The sequence below is a fragment of the Arthrobacter sp. FW306-04-A genome, from assembly GCF_044358315.1.
In the GTDB taxonomy this organism is placed as follows: domain Bacteria; phylum Actinomycetota; class Actinomycetes; order Actinomycetales; family Micrococcaceae; genus Arthrobacter.
Map to the genome: position 1 here is coordinate 1,398,102 of NZ_CP084559.1, position 15,688 is coordinate 1,413,789.

Annotated in this window: 15 protein-coding genes and 3 tRNA genes; 8 read left to right on the top strand and 10 right to left on the bottom strand. The window is 63.2% G+C overall.

Features of this window, described 5'->3' with window-relative positions:
• The first annotated feature begins 38 nt into the window (after window positions 1-38).
• Window positions 39-111, top strand: a tRNA-Asn gene (locus LFT43_RS06365).
• Between the two features lie 57 nt (window positions 112-168).
• On the opposite strand, the gene LFT43_RS06370 is transcribed toward LFT43_RS06365, so the two are convergent.
• Window positions 169-3,423: a fibronectin type III domain-containing protein gene (locus tag LFT43_RS06370; protein ID WP_395801684.1), complete on the bottom strand. Its 3,255-nt coding sequence runs from the start codon at window positions 3,421-3,423 to the stop codon at window positions 169-171.
• A gap of 382 nt (window positions 3,424-3,805) precedes the next feature.
• Here LFT43_RS06370 and LFT43_RS06375 point away from each other — a divergent pair.
• Window positions 3,806-3,878, top strand: a tRNA-Asn gene (locus LFT43_RS06375).
• A 78-nt stretch (window positions 3,879-3,956) separates the two neighbouring features.
• On the opposite strand, the gene LFT43_RS06380 is transcribed toward LFT43_RS06375, so the two are convergent.
• The 3 genes from LFT43_RS06380 to LFT43_RS06390 all read right to left on the bottom strand — a co-directional run bounded on the left by LFT43_RS06380 (window position 3,957) and on the right by LFT43_RS06390 (window position 5,898).
• Window positions 3,957-4,364, bottom strand: a complete 408-nt coding sequence (locus LFT43_RS06380) for a hypothetical protein (RefSeq protein WP_395801685.1) — start codon at window positions 4,362-4,364, stop codon at window positions 3,957-3,959.
• Window positions 4,365-4,424: 60 nt separating this feature from the next.
• Window positions 4,425-4,604, bottom strand: a complete 180-nt coding sequence (locus LFT43_RS06385; RefSeq protein WP_395801686.1) for a glycine zipper domain-containing protein — start codon at window positions 4,602-4,604, stop codon at window positions 4,425-4,427.
• A 64-nt stretch (window positions 4,605-4,668) separates the two neighbouring features.
• Complete coding sequence (locus LFT43_RS06390) at window positions 4,669-5,898, bottom strand: multidrug effflux MFS transporter (RefSeq protein WP_395802938.1); 1,230 nt, start codon at window positions 5,896-5,898, stop codon at window positions 4,669-4,671.
• 176 nt (window positions 5,899-6,074) lie between these two features.
• Here LFT43_RS06390 and LFT43_RS06395 point away from each other — a divergent pair, with 176 nt between their 5' ends.
• The 5 genes from LFT43_RS06395 to LFT43_RS06415 all read left to right on the top strand — a co-directional run bounded on the left by LFT43_RS06395 (window position 6,075) and on the right by LFT43_RS06415 (window position 9,989).
• A complete protein-coding gene (locus tag LFT43_RS06395) occupies window positions 6,075-6,923 on the top strand; it encodes a phage holin family protein (protein ID WP_395801687.1) in 849 nt (282 codons plus the stop codon).
• 50 nt (window positions 6,924-6,973) lie between these two features.
• Window positions 6,974-7,597 carry a CDP-alcohol phosphatidyltransferase family protein gene (locus LFT43_RS06400; RefSeq protein ID WP_395801688.1) on the top strand — a complete coding sequence of 208 codons (624 nt, stop codon included), beginning with the start codon at window positions 6,974-6,976 and terminating at the stop codon, window positions 7,595-7,597.
• Window positions 7,597-8,502 carry a DMT family transporter gene (locus LFT43_RS06405; protein ID WP_395801689.1) on the top strand — a complete coding sequence of 302 codons (906 nt, stop codon included), beginning with the start codon at window positions 7,597-7,599 and terminating at the stop codon, window positions 8,500-8,502. The genes LFT43_RS06400 and LFT43_RS06405 overlap by 1 nt, the downstream gene beginning before the upstream one ends.
• A 110-nt stretch (window positions 8,503-8,612) precedes the next feature.
• Window positions 8,613-9,809 carry a glycosyltransferase gene (locus tag LFT43_RS06410; RefSeq protein ID WP_395801690.1) on the top strand — a complete coding sequence of 399 codons (1,197 nt, stop codon included), beginning with the start codon at window positions 8,613-8,615 and terminating at the stop codon, window positions 9,807-9,809.
• A 106-nt stretch (window positions 9,810-9,915) separates the two neighbouring features.
• Window positions 9,916-9,989: transfer RNA gene (locus LFT43_RS06415), tRNA-Ile, on the top strand.
• 33 nt (window positions 9,990-10,022) lie between these two features.
• Here the strand turns inward: LFT43_RS06415 and LFT43_RS06420 are convergent.
• From LFT43_RS06420 to LFT43_RS06430, 3 genes are all read right to left on the bottom strand, one after another.
• Entirely contained in the window at window positions 10,023-10,211 is a 189-nt protein-coding gene (locus tag LFT43_RS06420; RefSeq protein WP_395801691.1) for a hypothetical protein, read from the bottom strand.
• Window positions 10,212-10,374: 163 nt separating this feature from the next.
• The gene (locus LFT43_RS06425) at window positions 10,375-10,530 is read right to left on the bottom strand and encodes a hypothetical protein (RefSeq protein ID WP_395801692.1); all 156 of its coding nucleotides are present in this window, start codon (window positions 10,528-10,530) and stop codon (window positions 10,375-10,377) included.
• Between the two features lie 209 nt (window positions 10,531-10,739).
• Complete coding sequence (locus LFT43_RS06430; RefSeq protein ID WP_395801693.1) at window positions 10,740-12,386, bottom strand: purple acid phosphatase family protein; 1,647 nt, start codon at window positions 12,384-12,386, stop codon at window positions 10,740-10,742.
• A gap of 369 nt (window positions 12,387-12,755) precedes the next feature.
• Between LFT43_RS06430 and LFT43_RS06435 the strand changes: the two genes are divergently transcribed.
• The gene (locus LFT43_RS06435) at window positions 12,756-13,184 is read left to right on the top strand and encodes a hypothetical protein (protein WP_395801694.1); all 429 of its coding nucleotides are present in this window, start codon (window positions 12,756-12,758) and stop codon (window positions 13,182-13,184) included.
• Between the two features lie 916 nt (window positions 13,185-14,100).
• Here the strand turns inward: LFT43_RS06435 and LFT43_RS06440 are convergent.
• The 3 genes from LFT43_RS06440 to LFT43_RS06450 all read right to left on the bottom strand — a co-directional run bounded on the left by LFT43_RS06440 (window position 14,101) and on the right by LFT43_RS06450 (window position 15,675).
• Complete coding sequence (locus LFT43_RS06440; protein WP_395801695.1) at window positions 14,101-14,292, bottom strand: hypothetical protein; 192 nt, start codon at window positions 14,290-14,292, stop codon at window positions 14,101-14,103.
• Window positions 14,293-14,512: 220 nt separating this feature from the next.
• Entirely contained in the window at window positions 14,513-14,818 is a 306-nt protein-coding gene (locus tag LFT43_RS06445) for a hypothetical protein (RefSeq protein ID WP_395801696.1), read from the bottom strand.
• Entirely contained in the window at window positions 14,815-15,675 is an 861-nt protein-coding gene (locus LFT43_RS06450) for a sugar phosphate isomerase/epimerase family protein (RefSeq protein WP_395801697.1), read from the bottom strand. Before LFT43_RS06450 ends, LFT43_RS06445 begins: the two co-directional genes overlap by 4 nt.
• Window positions 15,676-15,688 lie beyond the last annotated feature (13 nt).

Consider the following 15,688-nt stretch of genomic DNA (forward strand, 5'->3'; position numbering starts at 1 on the left):
TTCCCGGCGGCCGTTTGTTAGGCTGATACACGCTTCATTCCTCCGTAGCTCAATTGGCAGAGCATTCGACTGTTAATCGAAGGGTTACTGGTTCAAGTCCAGTCGGAGGAGCGCTACTCAAAAATCCCCGTCCTCAGCAGAGGGCGGGGATTTTTGGCGTCTGATTCTTCACCCGTTGGTGAGGGTGACGTCGTCGAGGTACATCCAGGTGTCGTCGGCCGGGCTGGAGCCGTCGAGGTGGACGTTGAACCAGAGCGTGATGGTCTGGCCTTTGTACGCGGACAGGTCGGCGCTGAACTGGGTCCAGGTGCCGTTGTTGTTGCAGAGCTTGAACAGGCTGCCGAGGACCGTGCCGCTCGTGGAGCGGACCTGGGCTTCCATCCAGTCGTACGGGCAGGCGTTGCCGGTGCAGGGGTCTTCTGCGCTGTGGGGCTGGTACCAGAAGGACAGGGTGGATGTTCCGGTGGCCGGGACGGTGATGGTCTGGGACAGGCTGCTGTCTCCCAAGGGTTCCGTCCCTGATGCCAGGCCCAGGAGCGCCGAGCCGGTGCCGGTGTGGGCGGTGGTGGAGGCCACGGGCGCCCTGACCCCTCCGGTGATCCAGGCCGTCAGTCCGGACTCGAAGCCGCCGTTGGTGATGGTTGACGTGGTCGTTCCTGTCGGGGTGACCGGGGCCGAGGCCGCCGACGCCGGGGAGGTGCCGATCGCGTTGGTGGCCGTGACCGTGAAGGTGTACGCGGTGCCGTTCGTCAGGCCCGTGACGGTGGCCGTGGTGGCGGGCGGGTTCCCGGTGACGGTGACCGGTGCCAGGGTGGTGGCCCCTGCGTGCGGGGTGACCGCGTAGGAGGTGATCGGAGAGCCGCCGTTGGCCGGTGCCGTCCAGGACACGGTTGCCGAGGCGTTCCCGGCGGTCGCTGTTACCCCGGCGGGGGCCGCAGGTGCCGTCGCGGCCGCCGTCGGGGTGACCGGGGCCGAGGCCGCCGATGCCGGGGAGGTGCCGATGGCGTTGGTGGCGGTGACCGTGAACGTATACGCGGTGCCGTTCGTCAGCCCCGTGACAGTGGCCGTGGTGGCGGGCGGGTTTCCGGTGACGGTGACCGGGGCCAGGGTGGTGGCCCCTGCGTGCGGGGTGACGGCGTAGGAGGTGATCGGAGAGCCGCCGTTGGCCGGTGCCGTCCAGGACACGGTTGCGGACGCGTTCCCGGCGGTGGCTGTCACCCCGGCCGGGGCGGCAGGCGCCGTCGCGGTGGTTTGGCTGTTGCTGAGGGTGACGTCGTCGAGGTACATCCAGGTGTCGTCGGCCGGGCTGGAGCCGTCGAGGTGGACGTTGAACCAGAGCGTGATGGTCTGGCCTTTGTAGGCGGAGAGGTCGGCGCTGAGCTGGGTCCAGGTGCCGGAGTTGCTGCTGAGCTTGAACAGGCTGGCCAGGGTGGTGCCGGTGGTGGAGCGGACCTGCGCTTCCATCCAGTCGTACTGGCAGGTGGTGCCGGTGCAGGTGTCGTCTGCGGTGTGGGGCTGGTACCAGAAGGACAGGGTGGATGTCCCGGTGGCCGGGACGGTGATGGTCTGGGACAGGCTGCTGTCACCCAGGGGCTCCGTGCCCGACGCCAGGCCCAGGAGCGCCGAACCGGTGCCGGTGTGCGCGGTGGTGGAGGCCACGGGTGCTTTGACGCCCCCGGTGGTCCAGCCCGTCAGCCCGGACTCGAAGCCGCCGTTGGCAATGGTTGACGTGGTCGTTCCTGTCGGGGTGACCGGGGCCGAGGCCGCCGACGCCGGGGAGGTGCCGATGGCGTTGGTGGCGGTGACCGTGAACGTGTACGCCGTCCCGTTCGTCAACCCAGTGATGCTCGCCGTCGTCGCGGGCGGGTTACCGGACACCGTCACCGGAGCCAAAGCCGTGCCACCGGAGGACGGCGTCACCGTATACGAAGTAATCGGAGAACCGCCATTGGCAGGCGCCGTCCAGGACACCGTCGCGGACGCGTTCCCCGCCGACGCACTCACCCCGGTCGGGGCCGCAGGCGCCGTCGCCGCCGCCGCAGGGGTGACCGGGGCCGAGGCCGCCGACGCCGGGGACGTGCCGATCGCGTTCGTCGCCGTCACCGTGAACGTGTAGGCGGTGCCGTTCGTCAGACCCGTGACAGTAGCCGTCGTCGCGGGCGGGTTACCCGTCACCGTCACCGGAGCCAAAGCCGTGCCACCGGAAGAGGGCGTCACCGTGTAGGAGGTGATCGCCGAACCACCGTTGGCCGGCGCCGTCCAGGACACGGTTGCCGAGGCGTTGCCGGCCGTCGCGGTCACCCCGCTTGGTGCCGCGGGCGCCGTCGCGGCGGCAGCGACAGTTACCGGGTGGGTGACCGTCCCTGTCAGGCCGCCGTTATCACGCACCGTCAGCTTCACCTGGTAGGTTCCCGCCGCGGCGTAAGCATGTGACGGATTCACGCCGGTTCCTGCCGGGGACCCGTCGCCGAAGTCCCAGCTGTACGAGGCCACAGTCCCGTTCGGATCCGTCGATGCTGAACCGTCAAACGTCGCCGTCAAGCCTGACGTCGAAGATGTGAAGGCGGCCGTCGGCGGCTGGTTTGGCGTATTTCCCAGGGCCTGGGCAACCGTTTGCACGGACGTTGTCCCGTTGGCCGTTCTCGCCGCGAGCCATGTAATGAACGTGTTGAAGAGCGTGGGGCTGATGGTCAGCGTGGGGTCTGTACCGACGGCAATATGGTGGAATGTCAGTTGTACCCAGCCGCCTCCCGGTTCTGCGTTGGTCACCAGGTCCTCGAGGTTCTGCAGCGTCCAGGTACTGTCCACTTCATCCGGCGCCGCTGTGTTGTAAGGATTGGCCGGGGGAAGGGTCTCTGCGAAGGGGCATCCCGAGCAACTGGCAGGGGAACGGATGTCACCCAAATTGCGCGCACTGGCAAAACCGCAATTCTTCACGATTTGCTCGACCGAAGAGTTTTCGGCGGCGAAGGGATAGGCAAAGTTGGTGGCGTTGAACCCCCAGCTGGCAAGGGTGGTCCGTCCGCCGCATACTTCGTTAGTGGCTGCCGAGGTGGACAGGGTGGTGAGGTCCGGGTGGGTGATGGTGTGGCCACCGATCTCGTTGCCGTCCGCAGCGATGCTGTTCAGGTTTGCCCGGGTAAGCCAGGACGGATTATCGATCCAGCTGGTCGTAATGAAGAAGGTCCCGTGCAGTCCATTGGACTTCAGCACCTGTTCGGCCGCGAGTTGATCGTCATTGCCGTCGTCGAAGGTCAGGCTGATGATGGTCTTCGGCAGCGCCCGGGCCGGGGCTCCGATGTAAACCATGGAGTAGCCAAACAACAACAGGACGGACGCGGCAGTTGCCCAGCGGAACCATGGGTTGCGAAGGCCAGGCACCTTCTCGCGCCCAGCCGAAGCGCGCCGCAGCTGTCGGAACAACAACCTGGGCTGCCGGAACGATATGGGCCGCCGGAACAGTATGGTCAGGAGCCGCATCGGCTTCCCCTTTGGCTGAACAGACCGGATCAGTATCCCCAGGTCCGGAGCCTATGGGCTCGGCACTGCACGGGTTAAGAGTGGGCGGTACCTGTTTTAGAGCGGCCCCGGCTCTCTTCACTCAGGCTCCGATACGCGTGCTGGACTGGACTGGAAGGCCAGGGGACTCAACGGAAAGGTGAGTGGAAGCCCCAAGCGGACATTTGGCAAGCAACGTCGGCGGCGCGGGCTATACCCGGGAGGGGTATATTGCCGGGCTGCCCACCGTGGTCTTGGGTCGATTTCATTTGCGGCAAAACCTTTGCTAAAGTCATAACCGCTTCATTCCTCCGTAGCTCAATTGGCAGAGCATTCGACTGTTAATCGAAGGGTTACTGGTTCAAGTCCAGTCGGAGGAGCGCGAAGGCCCCGCACCGGTTTTGATTGGTGCGGGGCCTACTTTTTTGCTTCGAGTTGTTCGGATTTTGCGCGATCATTCAGACGAAATCCATCTCCACTTGCAAGAATCTGGCCGCTTCGGCCACGGCGGCCCGGAAAGCCTCTTCCTCGGTGGGTGGCGTCCTCGGTTCCCTTGGGTGCCATTCGTGGGCAGCGGAGTGAACGCGTGTGAATCCGCCACCAGGGGGCGCGTAGAAGATTCCGAAGCGTTGGACGGGCCATTCAGGCGAGGTTTCCGGAGCTACAAGCAAGGCCGCGCCATTGGTTGGATTGAACCATTGGGCAATCGGGCGGCGGCGGTCCTCTGTGAAGAGTCCGGCCGCGTAGAGGGCCGCGGACTGGGGGCTGGTCACAGTGCACAAGCGATCCCACCACAGCGGCAGGATGCCGTCATCCCTGCGCTGCCATGGGGCTGGAATAGGTTGCAGTTCCTGCCAACGGGGCACATCTCAACTTTATCGCCGGGCCATGCCCTGCAACAGGCCTCGACACGACGGACGGCCTGCTTAGTCCCGTTTCCAGGGCCCGGGATTGATCCGGTAAAGAATCGCAGAGCCGACGACGGCGCCCAGCAGGGCTCCGAACACGGGGTTGCCGGCCCCGCGGCCCAGCAAGAAGCCGACGACGGCGCCCATCACCGCCCCGAGGAAGAGGCCCCGGCCGTTGCGGTGCGGTTTGCGCGTCATGGATTGAGCCTACTTGCCCGCCGAAGGTGCGGTCTTTGGGCATCAGCGGATGGACTTGCCCGCATCAGTGGATGGAGGGGACAGTGCGGGGCCGAACGACAAGCCAGAGGGCCGCAGCGGAGCACGCGAGGCACACCGCTTGGACGGCTCCCATGGGCACGGCCGAGCCAACGCCCAACCAGCCGACCACCGGCGGAACGATACCGGCCATCAGGAAATTCGACGCACCCAGCAGGGAGGCCGCGGTTCCAGCCTGCGCGCCGTGGTTGGCCAGGGCAATCACCTGGACGCACGGGAACATGAACCCGGTGGCAAGGATGTAGAACCACAGCGGGACCATGACTCCCCACAGTCCGAAGTGCAGGAGATCGAATACCACAATCAGCATCGCCATCAGCAGCATCCAGGCTGTGGCGAACGCCAAGATCCATTGGGGTGCCACGCGTTTGATGACCCTGGAGCTGATCTGGACGCCGGCGACGATGCCAAGGGAGTTGACGCCGAACAACAGACCGTATTGCTGCGGGGAGAAGTCGTAGACCTGCTGGAACAGGAAAGTCGATGCCGAGAGGTACGCGAACAGCCCGCCGAAGTTGAACCCGCCCACCAGCAGCATCCCGACAAAAATCCGGTCGGCGAACACGGCTCTGTAGCGCTGGCCCGCCGTCGATGTGGTCTGCCGGCGGAGTTCTGCCGGATACGTTTCCCGGATAAGGAACACCGCGGCAATGAACACAAGGATTCCGTAGCCCGCCAGGAAGTAGAAGATGCCGGGCCATGGCATCACCAGCAACAGTTGGGAGCCGATGATCGGGGCCAGGATCGGTGCGAGGCCATTGACCAGTGACATCCGGGAGAACATCCGCACCATGGCGTAGCCCGCGAAGAGGTCCCGGACCATGGCCATGGCCACCACGCCGCCGCCGGCCGCACCGACGCCCATGAGGACGCGGAACAGGGCGAGTGTGTTGATGTCCGTGGACAGTGCGGCGCCGAGGGAGGAGCCGATGTGCAGGGCCGTTGCCAGGATCAACGGCATCCGCCGTCCGAATTTGTCGCTGAACGGCCCCACCACCAACTGCCCGACGGCGAAGCCCACCGTTGTACCGGTCAATGTGAGTTGAATCGCTGCCGCCGACACGTCGAAGTGGTGCTCCAGTGCGGGGAATGCCGGTAGATAGAGGTCCACCGTAAATGGACCCAGGGCGGTCAAAGCGCCAAGTAGCAGGATGTAGAGGAGTTTTTCGCGTCGGCTGAGGGAATCGCCCGGTACAGGGGGAGTGTTCACGATTATCAATCCTATGTGCGACAGATCATATTTAACAGGGATGGCAGGGGCGCGCCGCAGGACTGCCCCGGAAGTTGAGGCTGAAGCTGAATGGTAGTTTTGTGGACAGGTGCGCGTGGGCGGTAGTTCCTCCCCGTGCCAGTGCCGGGTAGGAGCAACTAGGAAGCAGTGAGGCGGAACCAATGAGTGGACGTCACAGCGGCCGGGCTGGCCAACGCCCGGGCATTTCGGCATTGCCGAACACCCTCAAACTTGCCGCCCGGCTCGCGCCGAGGCAGCTCAATGACGAAATCAGCATGGCCAAGCTTGAGCTCAAGGGCAAAGGTAAGCGTCTGGGGGTTGCCGGTGCATTCGTCGGCGTCGCGCTGATCTTCCTCTCTTTGCTCGTCATCGCCTTGGTGGTTGCCGCCATTTTGGGCCTGGCCACGGTCATGCCGGCCTGGCTGGCTGCGCTTGTGGTTGCTGCAGTGTTCCTCCTGATCATTCTTGTCGGAGCCCTCGTGGCATTCCTCGCCTTCAAGCGGGCCATGCCTCTTGTACCTGAGAAGACCATCCGCGGTATCAAGCACGATCTCGGCATCATCAAAGAGGGGACGGCGTTCGACGCCAGCATCCTGGACCCATCGTCGGAGGCCTATAAGGCTGCGGAAGCAGCGAAAGCGGCTGCAGCCGAGAAGGCCAAGGCCGAGAAGGCCGCCAAGGAAGAGGCACACAAGGCCGAGCTGCCCCCCGCCCCGAGCCAGGCGGAGCTGCTCCGCCGTCTGGAGCAGCGCCGCGAACACCTCGCGGACGTTCGCGATCAGCTCGGCGTCGAGCTCGATGTCAAGACCCAGGGAAAGGTCCTCCTGGACGTTGCCGGTCACAAGGTCGACGACGGACGCCGGATTGCGGCCGACAAGCTCGCAGATCTCGCTGAAAAAGTTCCCGCCGGGCTTCCGGAGCGGCTCGCCGCACGCTGGAAGGAGCTACTGCTCTTTGCCGCGTCTGCCACGGTGGCTGCAGTGGGACTACGGAAGCTGTTCAAGAAGTAATCGGGACGGCAAGCAACCACATCAGTCGCGGACCACGGAAAGGGGGACAGATGAAGTTCATCGGTGCAGGCGCCCGCCGGGGGCAACCGCAGATCGACCACGATCTCATCTTCACAGTCCCCAATTTCCTGACAGTCCTGCGCTTCATGGGCGTCCCGCTGTTTGTGTGGCTGGTGCTGTGGCAGCGGGAATACGGTTTCGCTGTGTTGGTTCTTGCCATCATGGGCGGCACCGACTGGGTGGATGGTTACGTCGCCCGGCGCTTCAACCAAGCCTCCAGGCTGGGCCGCATCCTCGATCCGGTGGCGGACCGCCTGGCACTCATCACTGTCGCTGTCACGCTCGCCATCGCTGGAGTGGTGGACTGGTGGTACCTGGCCGCCCTGGTGGTGCCCGACGTCGTCCTAGCCACAGCCTCTCTGTTCTATTTCCACAGCCACCCCGACCTCCCGGTGAGCCGGATCGGCAAGATCCGGACGGCGTTCCTGCTCCTAGGCACGCCACTTCTGGTCCTCTCCAAACTCGCGATTCCTTTCACTGGCGTCTACTTCGTCATCGCTTGGGTCTGCCTGGGTTTGGGCCTTGTGGGCCACTGGGTGGCCGCGTACAACTATTTCTGGGCGATCCTCCGCAAGGGAAAAGAGCTCAAAGCCAACGACGGCGGTCGTAGCTGATGGTCTGGTTTGCAGTCCTTCTTGCGGTGCTTGGCGCCTTCTGCCTTGCCATCGGTGCCCAACGCCAGGGCAGCGCGGTCAAAGCCGATACCGGTGGACTCGCCTTGAGTTCCCAAGGATTCTTGAGACTTCTCAGGAATCCACGCTGGATGTTGGGCCTGCTGTTGCTTGCCTTGGGCATGGGCATGAACGCCATCGCCTTGGTGTCAGCTCCCTTGACCGTGGTTCAGCCGATTGGTGCCATCGCTTTGGTGATCACCACGGTGGTCAATGCCAAGGACCAAGGCCTAAGCATCAATCGCGGTACCGTGGTGGCGATCTCGGCTTGCGTGACCGGCTCGGCGCTGTTCGTCCTGCTGGCGGTCTACGCCACCCAGGAGAACCACCACGTCAGCGGCGAGGACGAAATAACCATCGTGCTCCTACTGGCTCTCGCCGTCGGGCTCTTTGGAACTTTGGCTGTCATGTTCCGGCACCGCATGAGCGCCTTTGTGTACATCCTGGGCGCCGGGGTGCTGTTCGGATTCGTCGCCGTATTGACGCGCATCATTGGCCGGCACCTTCTGGACCCCAACGGGCACTTTCTGCTCAACGTCCAGTGGTACACGGTGGTGGCCATCGCCGCGGCCGGCGGGCTCGGTTCCTGGTTTGTGCAAAGTGCTTACTCCGGCGGGCCACCGGATTTGGTGATCGCGGGCCTCACTGTGGTCGACCCCATTGTCGGGATCGCCATCGGGATCGCCATTTTGGGTGAGCTTCGTCCCGATGTCCACGCCGTGCTCGCAATCGGCATGGCTGTGGCCGCTTCCCTTGCTATCGTGGGGGTTATTGCCCTGAGCCGGCACCATCCCGAGGTCACCAAGCGGAAACGTGACGCGAAGGCGGCAGCAAGCCGGAAGGCCTAGGGCAAAGTTCGACAACCGTGCCCCGCACACCCGCGGCAGGCAACCGGCGAAGACAACGCAGGGCCAGACGTTTTGCGATGTTCGCACCGTGACCATCAGGAGTTCTCCACGTGACCGTTCCCGAAACCAATAAACCCCTCACCATCCTGATTGCGGCGGAGACTTACCGCCCGCAGGTCAACGGTGCTGCTCAGTTCGGGTACCGGCTTGCCAAAGGCATGAAGGCGCGGGGGCACGACGTCCACGTGCTGGCCTGCCGGGCAGACAACGGGAAGAGCTTCACCGAGCTCGGGGATGAAGGCACGGTGCACCGCCTGAAGTCCCACGGAGTCTTTACGCACGAGTACTTTCGCATCTGCTACCCCTGGGAAATCAAGAACGACATTCGACTGCTCTTCGACAAGGTGCAGCCCGACGTCGTGCACATCCAGAGCCACTACATGATCGGCGAGCACGTTCTCTACGAGGCAAAGAAGCGCGGCATCCGGATCATAGCCACCAACCACTTCATGCCGGAAAACCTGAACCCGTTCCTCCCGTTCCCACAGTGGTTCAAGGACATCATCGGGCGTGTCTCGTGGAAGGACATGGGCAAGGTCATGGGCCAGGCCGACGTCGTCACCACGCCCACGCCGCTTGCAGCCAAGGCAATGCACCAGCACGCGTTCCTCCGCAAGGTCCTGCCGCTCTCCAACGGCATTGACGCCGCTGCCTACGAGTTGAAGCCGGAGGAAGAAATCGAGCCGCATGCCAACCCCACCGTTCTCTTCGTAGGCCGCCTTGCAGAAGAAAAGCACGTGGACGTGCTGATCGATGCCATTTCCAAGACGCCTGCCGAACTCAACGTGCACCTCGAGGTCGTGGGCGGCGGCGAGGTCCGCCCAGCACTGGAGGCGCAGGCTAAGCGGCTAGGTTTGGGGCAGCGGGTCAAGTTCCTGGGCTTGGCGAGCGATGAGGACCTTAGGAAGGCGTACATTCGCGCCGACCTGTTCTGCATGCCCGGAACTGCCGAACTGCAGTCCCTTGTGACCCTCGAGGCGATGTCGGCCTCGACGCCGGTACTCCTCGCCAACGCGATGGCGCTGCCACATCTGGTGCGCGAAGGCGAGAACGGGCACCTGTTTACGCCGGGCGACAGCAACGAGTTGGCAGCCCGGATCACCGAGCTTCTGCGTTTGCCAGCCGGGGAGCTCGAAGCCATGGGCAAGGCCAGCCGCGCCATGGTGGAGCCCCACAGCATCGAGGGCACGTTGCAGACTTTCGAAGACCTGTATCGCGGCGCATCCTATGAGGACAAGGTCGTCTAGCCGCCCGGCTCCGGCTTGGTTTCCTGGTTGGCATCCGGAGCCGAATTGTTTTGCTAGAGTGTTTTGGCCGGGAAGGACGCTGACAAAGCGGCCGCCTGGCCGACTCGGGGCTATAGCTCAGCTGGTTAGAGCGCGGGACTCATAATCCTAAGGTCCTCGGTTCAAGTCCGAGTAGCCCTACCGAAAAGAGCCCCTGACCTGCGGAAACGTAAGTCAGGGGCTCTTTCGTTTTTGCGTTCTGAGGTAGCCATCCACCGGAAACCCACCGGAAACGACGTTTGCCGCCGCCGCACGCTGGTCCGTGTGCAGTTCGTGCCGACCACGGTGTTTGTAGCTGGTGAGCTTTTCCATGGCGACGTCCGCGCTCACGGCCGGTCCGCCGTCGTCGTTCCTTGCTCCCATGATGATGTCCTCGTTGGCGAGGGTCGCCGCGTCCGTGTAGAGGCGGGCGCCGTGGAAGTCGAAGATGCTGTGTTTTGCGAAGACGAGATCGGGCTGCCCGTTGGCGGGAAGTAGCGGTTCTCGTTGGTCCCGGACTGGTTGGGCGAGCGGGATGGTGCGGTCCTCAAAGGTGGAGTCGCCCGTCGTGGATATAGGTCAGTTGCAGCTTGCGCAGTTGGCCGGACCTCAACCCGTGGAAGGCCACGATCGCTGTGAGGGCGGCCCGGGCCGGGTCGTCGGAGTTGGGCGCTTCGCGCAGCACGGCGGCGGCCACAGGCATGGGCTGGAGGGTTTCATGGGTGCCGGTGCGCGAACCCCAATTTGCCGCTAAAGCCGAGACGGTCGTTGCAACTCCCAAAAATTCTGCGTGTTGCAACGACCGCTGGAACTCAAGAGGGGCCGGGGCATTTCCTGCGTCCGCCGCACCAACGCTTCAGGGTGCGGCCTGTCCGGGTTGGGACGGGCAGGCTGTGGAGCGTGAGGCCGAAGCTAGTCGCCCTTGTTATTCCCCTTGTCGTTGTCTTGGCGCGTATCGGTGCGGGGCCGCTGGAGGGTGAAGGACTCGAACGCGGAAAGCTGTCCCTGGGGTCCGAGCACGTTGTAATACGTGACCTGCAGCTTGGTAATCCCACCGGGCTGCGCTCCCGGGTCCACACTGAACGCCGCGAAGCCGTAAGAGTTGGCGGCGTCGCGCTTAGCTGACCACGGCGCGGCTTCCTGGGTGTAAACCGGTGGGCGCTTGTTCGTGGCGGGGTTGACCGGACCGACGCTGGTGATGACCCGACACGACGGCGGGTTGTAGAACAGTTGGTTGGACGTCACGGAGGTGCCGCCACCGCCCAGGACCATGTGCACGGTTCCCTTGGTGGTGTCGATGACGTCGGTGCGGGTATCGGCCGGGACAGGGGTCAGGGTGGCGTTTGACTGCTGGCCGCGGATGGGGTGGGAGCGCTCGTAGTGGTGTTCATGGCCGCAGACGACCAGGTCAACACCGTATTTATCGAACAGAGGCACCCATTCCTGCCGGATCCCAAGGTCTGCGCCATTGAAGGATCCTGCGGTGCTGATGACCACCTGGTGCATGCAAATCACCACCCAGTCGATGTTCTTATCCGACCTTGCCGTGCTGAGCTCTTTCTCGAGCCATGCCTTCTGCGCGCCCTGGGAGTAGCCCCGGACATAGCTGCTTCCGCCGTCCTGGTAGCAGACGTCGTCGTTGGCCAGGCTGATCACGCGCACGGAGCCTGCGGTGAAGGAGTACCAGAGCCCGCGGGTGGTGTCAGTCTGGCCGGGCTGGGGCGGGACCGAGAAGTAGGTCTGGTATGCGGCGTATCCGATGGGCCCGTTGCCTAGTTCGTTTTCGTGGTTGCCGGCTGCGGGCATCCACGGCCGGTGCCGGGCGCTGCGGGAGTTGTTGTCCCAGAAGTCCGTCCAGGTCCGTACCCGGTTTTCGGAAAGATTGGCGTAGCAGAGATCTCCGTTGAACAAGTGGAAAAGCGGCTGGACGCGTTCAATTCCGGCAGGCATGTCCCCTGCGGCGGGTGAGCCCAGATTGTCGTTGACCCACGGCTGGTTGGCGGTCGCGGCACCGGCCGGTGGGACATACTTCTTGCCCAGTGTCGGGGTGCCCTGGTCCCCGAAGCTGGTGAACGTGAAGGCCTCACGGCCGCGGGGGCCGGTGCGGAAGGAACCGAATTCCGCCTGCGCACCGTCGTGGATGGCAGCGTAGATGTAGTCGTGCGAGGAATCCAGCCCAGTGAGTTTGGCATGGTAAGCGTGAACAACCTGGCCGGACTTGGCATCCGTGTAGCTGGTAGGGACAGCGGCCTGGCTCTTTCCATAGCTCCCGTCCAATTCACCGAGCATCACCCGGGCATTGCTGACCGGCTGCAGGGTATGCCAGGAGACCACGACCTCGCTCGAAGCATCCGCACCGAACTGCAGGTGCAACCCGTTTACAATCGGGGTGGTCAGGGGATCGCCGACACTCGTCTTCACCTCCGAAATCTTGGCTGCGTTGGCCGCGGTAGCGCCGGCCAGGGGCGCCAAGGCTGCACCTACGCCGGTAGCACCAGCGGCGGTCAGGAAACCGCGGCGGGAAAAGGCGGAACGGAAGATCTCTTTGTCATCACTCATAGCAAGCACGTTGTCCGCGCGAACGGACAGCTTTATCAACAACGCTTAAACGTTCAGCCACGAGCACGTGAACAATTTGACGATGACAGGTTTGGATGTCGTCGGGGAGGGTTATGCCATGCCATCCCTGGGCGCGCGGCTCAACCTCCTTCGGGATGGCGAGTCTTTGGGGCAGATCGGAAAAAATTTCGAGAAACGTTCCCCGGCCCGTGACCTTTCCGGGTGGTGCATCGATTACCGCTGTGTGGGCCGCCGGGGGCGGCCATGTTGTCCGGAACCTCGACAGACCGAACCCATGGAGGGTCTCATGTCCTTTTTCACCGCGCTCACGGGCAGCAAGACGGCTGCCGGAGTTTTGGACACACAGTCATGAACGCTGTCAGGATCGGCCCCGTCACCACCAAGGACACCGGCGAGGTGATCCCCGCAGCCGTGGTCCTCGGCGATTATCACATGAACGACGGATACGGCTGGATGGAACTGATCAGGGAACACGGATGGGCCGCCATCCCAAACTGGGGGGCCGATGGGTGGAACCTGGGCCAGTGGCCCTTTGTCATCGTCGCAGCCATCCGTACCGCAGACGGCGCCGGCAATCTGTTTGGTGTCGCCAGCTACAGCGACGGCGACGTGACCTGTACGTACTACAGGACGGAAGCCAGACAATGGGATGAGATCACCAAGCACGCTCACTACTGGTGGAAGAACGGACAGGCACACGCCCCAGCTGACCTTCCCGAGGACGCCGCCGAGCTCCTGAGCCGGTACCGCCAGCCCTGCACCGGTCTTTTCAGCTAACCCACCTCGATGCCTTCACTTCCCGCTCGCCAAGGGTGACGGCAGTGACCTTACTTCTGCGTTGTTGACATTGATCGAATATCCGGTCAAATCGTGCGGTTTCACTCATTCGTCTTGGGCCACCTCCTGCTTGGTCGAGGTCTTCGGACTCACCAATGCCTGTTTTGGTAAGTCGTTCCTAGCGGCGAGTTGGTCGCAATCCGAGCGATTTGTCAGGGCCATCTCAGTCTTGTCCGCATCCCGGTAAAGGCCGGGGGTGACGAACATTTGGGGCCGATATGCTTCACGCGCCACTGGTAGAACGTCTGCTCTGGAATCTGTAATTGCGTGCAGATGTCTTTCGGGGTCAGCCATTGTTGTCCGGCACCTTCCACCGTGCTTCGGCTGGCTTCTGGCGTTGTTCTCATCAGTGTCTCCGTCGTCTTCGCGGTTTGATCGCCGGCGGAAGCGCCAGCTGTATTCCTCTTCATGGGATCGGAAGAGGTCGGCGGCATGACGGGGCAAACTCGTTTGCGGAAGATTTGGGCCGGTCAAAAAGGCTAGCCAGAATCCCGCGACACGCCCCGCTAGGCGGGGCGATTCGCCCACCGTTACCCACCGGAAACTATGGCGAGTAACGAAAAATGATGAGCACGCGCGGTGCCCGTTTGGGCTGTTCCGCCCCGGAATGTAGGCATTTTTGGCATCCACCGAATACTGTTGAAAAACGGCAAATCACAATCCCGAGTCCTCGGTTCAAGTCCGAGTAGCCCTACCCGAAAGGAGCCCCTGACCTGCGGAAACGCGGATCAGGGGCTCCTTCGTTTTTGCGTTCTGAGGTAGCCATCCACCGGAAGGTGTGCGTGGTAACCCATGGGAAACCAAGATTTGCCGTCTCAGGAGCATTTCCACGACGAAAGACGGCAGGAAGTACCTTTTACGGGAATTGGGGCTCTTGGGGTGGTCCTGGTGGTGTTGCTTCGCGAATCTGCAGGCCTCCGACGCCGGGAGAAACGTAGTTGTCCAGGATGTCCCTGTAACGACGGCGCGTGTTGAGTGCGCGATCAGCGTCCCCAAATTCCGCCCACCGAATCAGACCGAGCTTGGTGATCCGAGTGTCTGAAGTCATGTCTTCGCCTCCGGGCATGGCGCGGTCATGCTCTGCAAGGGGAGTGCAGGCACCCTGATCCCCGGGCTGAGGGAAGCAGGAGTCTGCGGAGTTTCGTTGGCGGCTATAACAACATTCAAAGATGCCACGACGCCTCCGGAGTCACAGCGGCCGAGAAGAGGGCAGCCCGCCGCCCTCAGCCGAGGAAGTGTTCAACTTTTCGCTTGACTCTCCGGGGCAGCTATATCGGGCTCGGACCGGCTTCCCACCGGTACTGGATCCAGGCGGTGAACCCTTCGCAGCGCTCGAACATCGTGCGGGACTCGGCCCCGTGTCTCTCGATCCAGAGGATGGCTCCGTCCCGGGTGACCCCGTCGACGCGGCCGGTGCGGACTGTCCTGTCATCCAGCCGGACTTGGATCACTTCGCCGAGCAGTGCTACCCAGTCGTGTTGAAGGTGCATCCGCTTGGCACCGGCCCTGGTGGCGACGCCCGATGCAACTGTGCCAGCTCCGACCGTAACCGAAGCGCCCGAAAGGCGTGTCAAGCCGGAAAGCATGACAACGCCGTCGAGCGGGCGGATTCCAGTGCTTCCAGGACGGGGCGTGCGCGATGTTCTTGGGATAGGATTTCCACGCCCCACGGTCCGTTGAAGCCGATTGCCTGGAGCGTTTTGATAAACCCGGTGACATCCTGGTCCCCCTCTCCGCAAAGACGGCGATTGTCGCGAGTGTCTTCGAAGAGTGTTCCCTTGATTTCCGCGTCCGCGTCATTGAGTTCCACCCCGAAAATCTGGTCGGCGGTGAGGCTGTTGGACAGCTCAACCAAGCTCGTTCCAGCCCGGAAGACATGCCAGTAATCAACAACCAGGCCACATTCCGCCATACCAACAGATCGCATGAGCTCGGCAGCCGCCGGCATTGAGCCGACCATCGAAAACGGCATGGGCTCGAGGGCGATGCGGGTTCCTCCTTTTGAGGCCTCCGTTGTCAGGCGCCTCAGCGGCTCCACCAGGAAATCAAGGTCATCCAGGGGTTCGCTGAACGCCGTTCCGATCTTGATGAAGCGCGCCCCCAGCGTTTCGGCGGCATCGAGCAGCAGCTCGAACTGCGGCTTCCATTCGTGGGAGCGGGATTCGTCCCACCAGTTGTTCAGTAGCTCGACTTCAACGTGGCGGAAGCCAGCTTGGTCGATGAGTTTCCTAAGGCCGGAGAATCCGATGGTGTCCTTCGCGGCGACGAGGTCGTCGTACGCCAATCCGAACCCCGCCCATCCGGTAGAGGCGATGGCGTCCAAGCGCTCGCCGATGGGGACTGGGCTGGTCTCGGGGCGGCTCAGAGGCGCGATGTCTCCTGCGCTGGTCCAGCAGGTCGCGATTAGTTCGGGGGTCCTTGAGTACATCATCGTTCTCCTCGCG

Coding starts and splice junctions, on each gene's coding strand:
- LFT43_RS06385 (WP_395801686.1), bottom strand. CDS start 4,604: ATGACGCGCAAACCGCACCGCAACGGCCGGGGCCTCTTCCTCGGGGCG.
- LFT43_RS06430 (WP_395801693.1), bottom strand. CDS start 12,386: ATGAGTGATGACAAAGAGATCTTCCGTTCCGCCTTTTCCCGCCGCGGT.
- LFT43_RS06450 (WP_395801697.1), bottom strand. CDS start 15,675: ATGATGTACTCAAGGACCCCCGAACTAATCGCGACCTGCTGGACCAGC.
- LFT43_RS06435 (WP_395801694.1), top strand. CDS start 12,756: ATGAACGCTGTCAGGATCGGCCCCGTCACCACCAAGGACACCGGCGAG.
- LFT43_RS06440 (WP_395801695.1), bottom strand. CDS start 14,292: ATGACTTCAGACACTCGGATCACCAAGCTCGGTCTGATTCGGTGGGCG.
- LFT43_RS06425 (WP_395801692.1), bottom strand. CDS start 10,530: ATGCCTGTGGCCGCCGCCGTGCTGCGCGAAGCGCCCAACTCCGACGAC.
- LFT43_RS06400 (WP_395801688.1), top strand. CDS start 6,974: ATGAAGTTCATCGGTGCAGGCGCCCGCCGGGGGCAACCGCAGATCGAC.
- LFT43_RS06395 (WP_395801687.1), top strand. CDS start 6,075: ATGAGTGGACGTCACAGCGGCCGGGCTGGCCAACGCCCGGGCATTTCG.
- LFT43_RS06405 (WP_395801689.1), top strand. CDS start 7,597: ATGGTCTGGTTTGCAGTCCTTCTTGCGGTGCTTGGCGCCTTCTGCCTT.
- LFT43_RS06420 (WP_395801691.1), bottom strand. CDS start 10,211: ATGGGAGCAAGGAACGACGACGGCGGACCGGCCGTGAGCGCGGACGTC.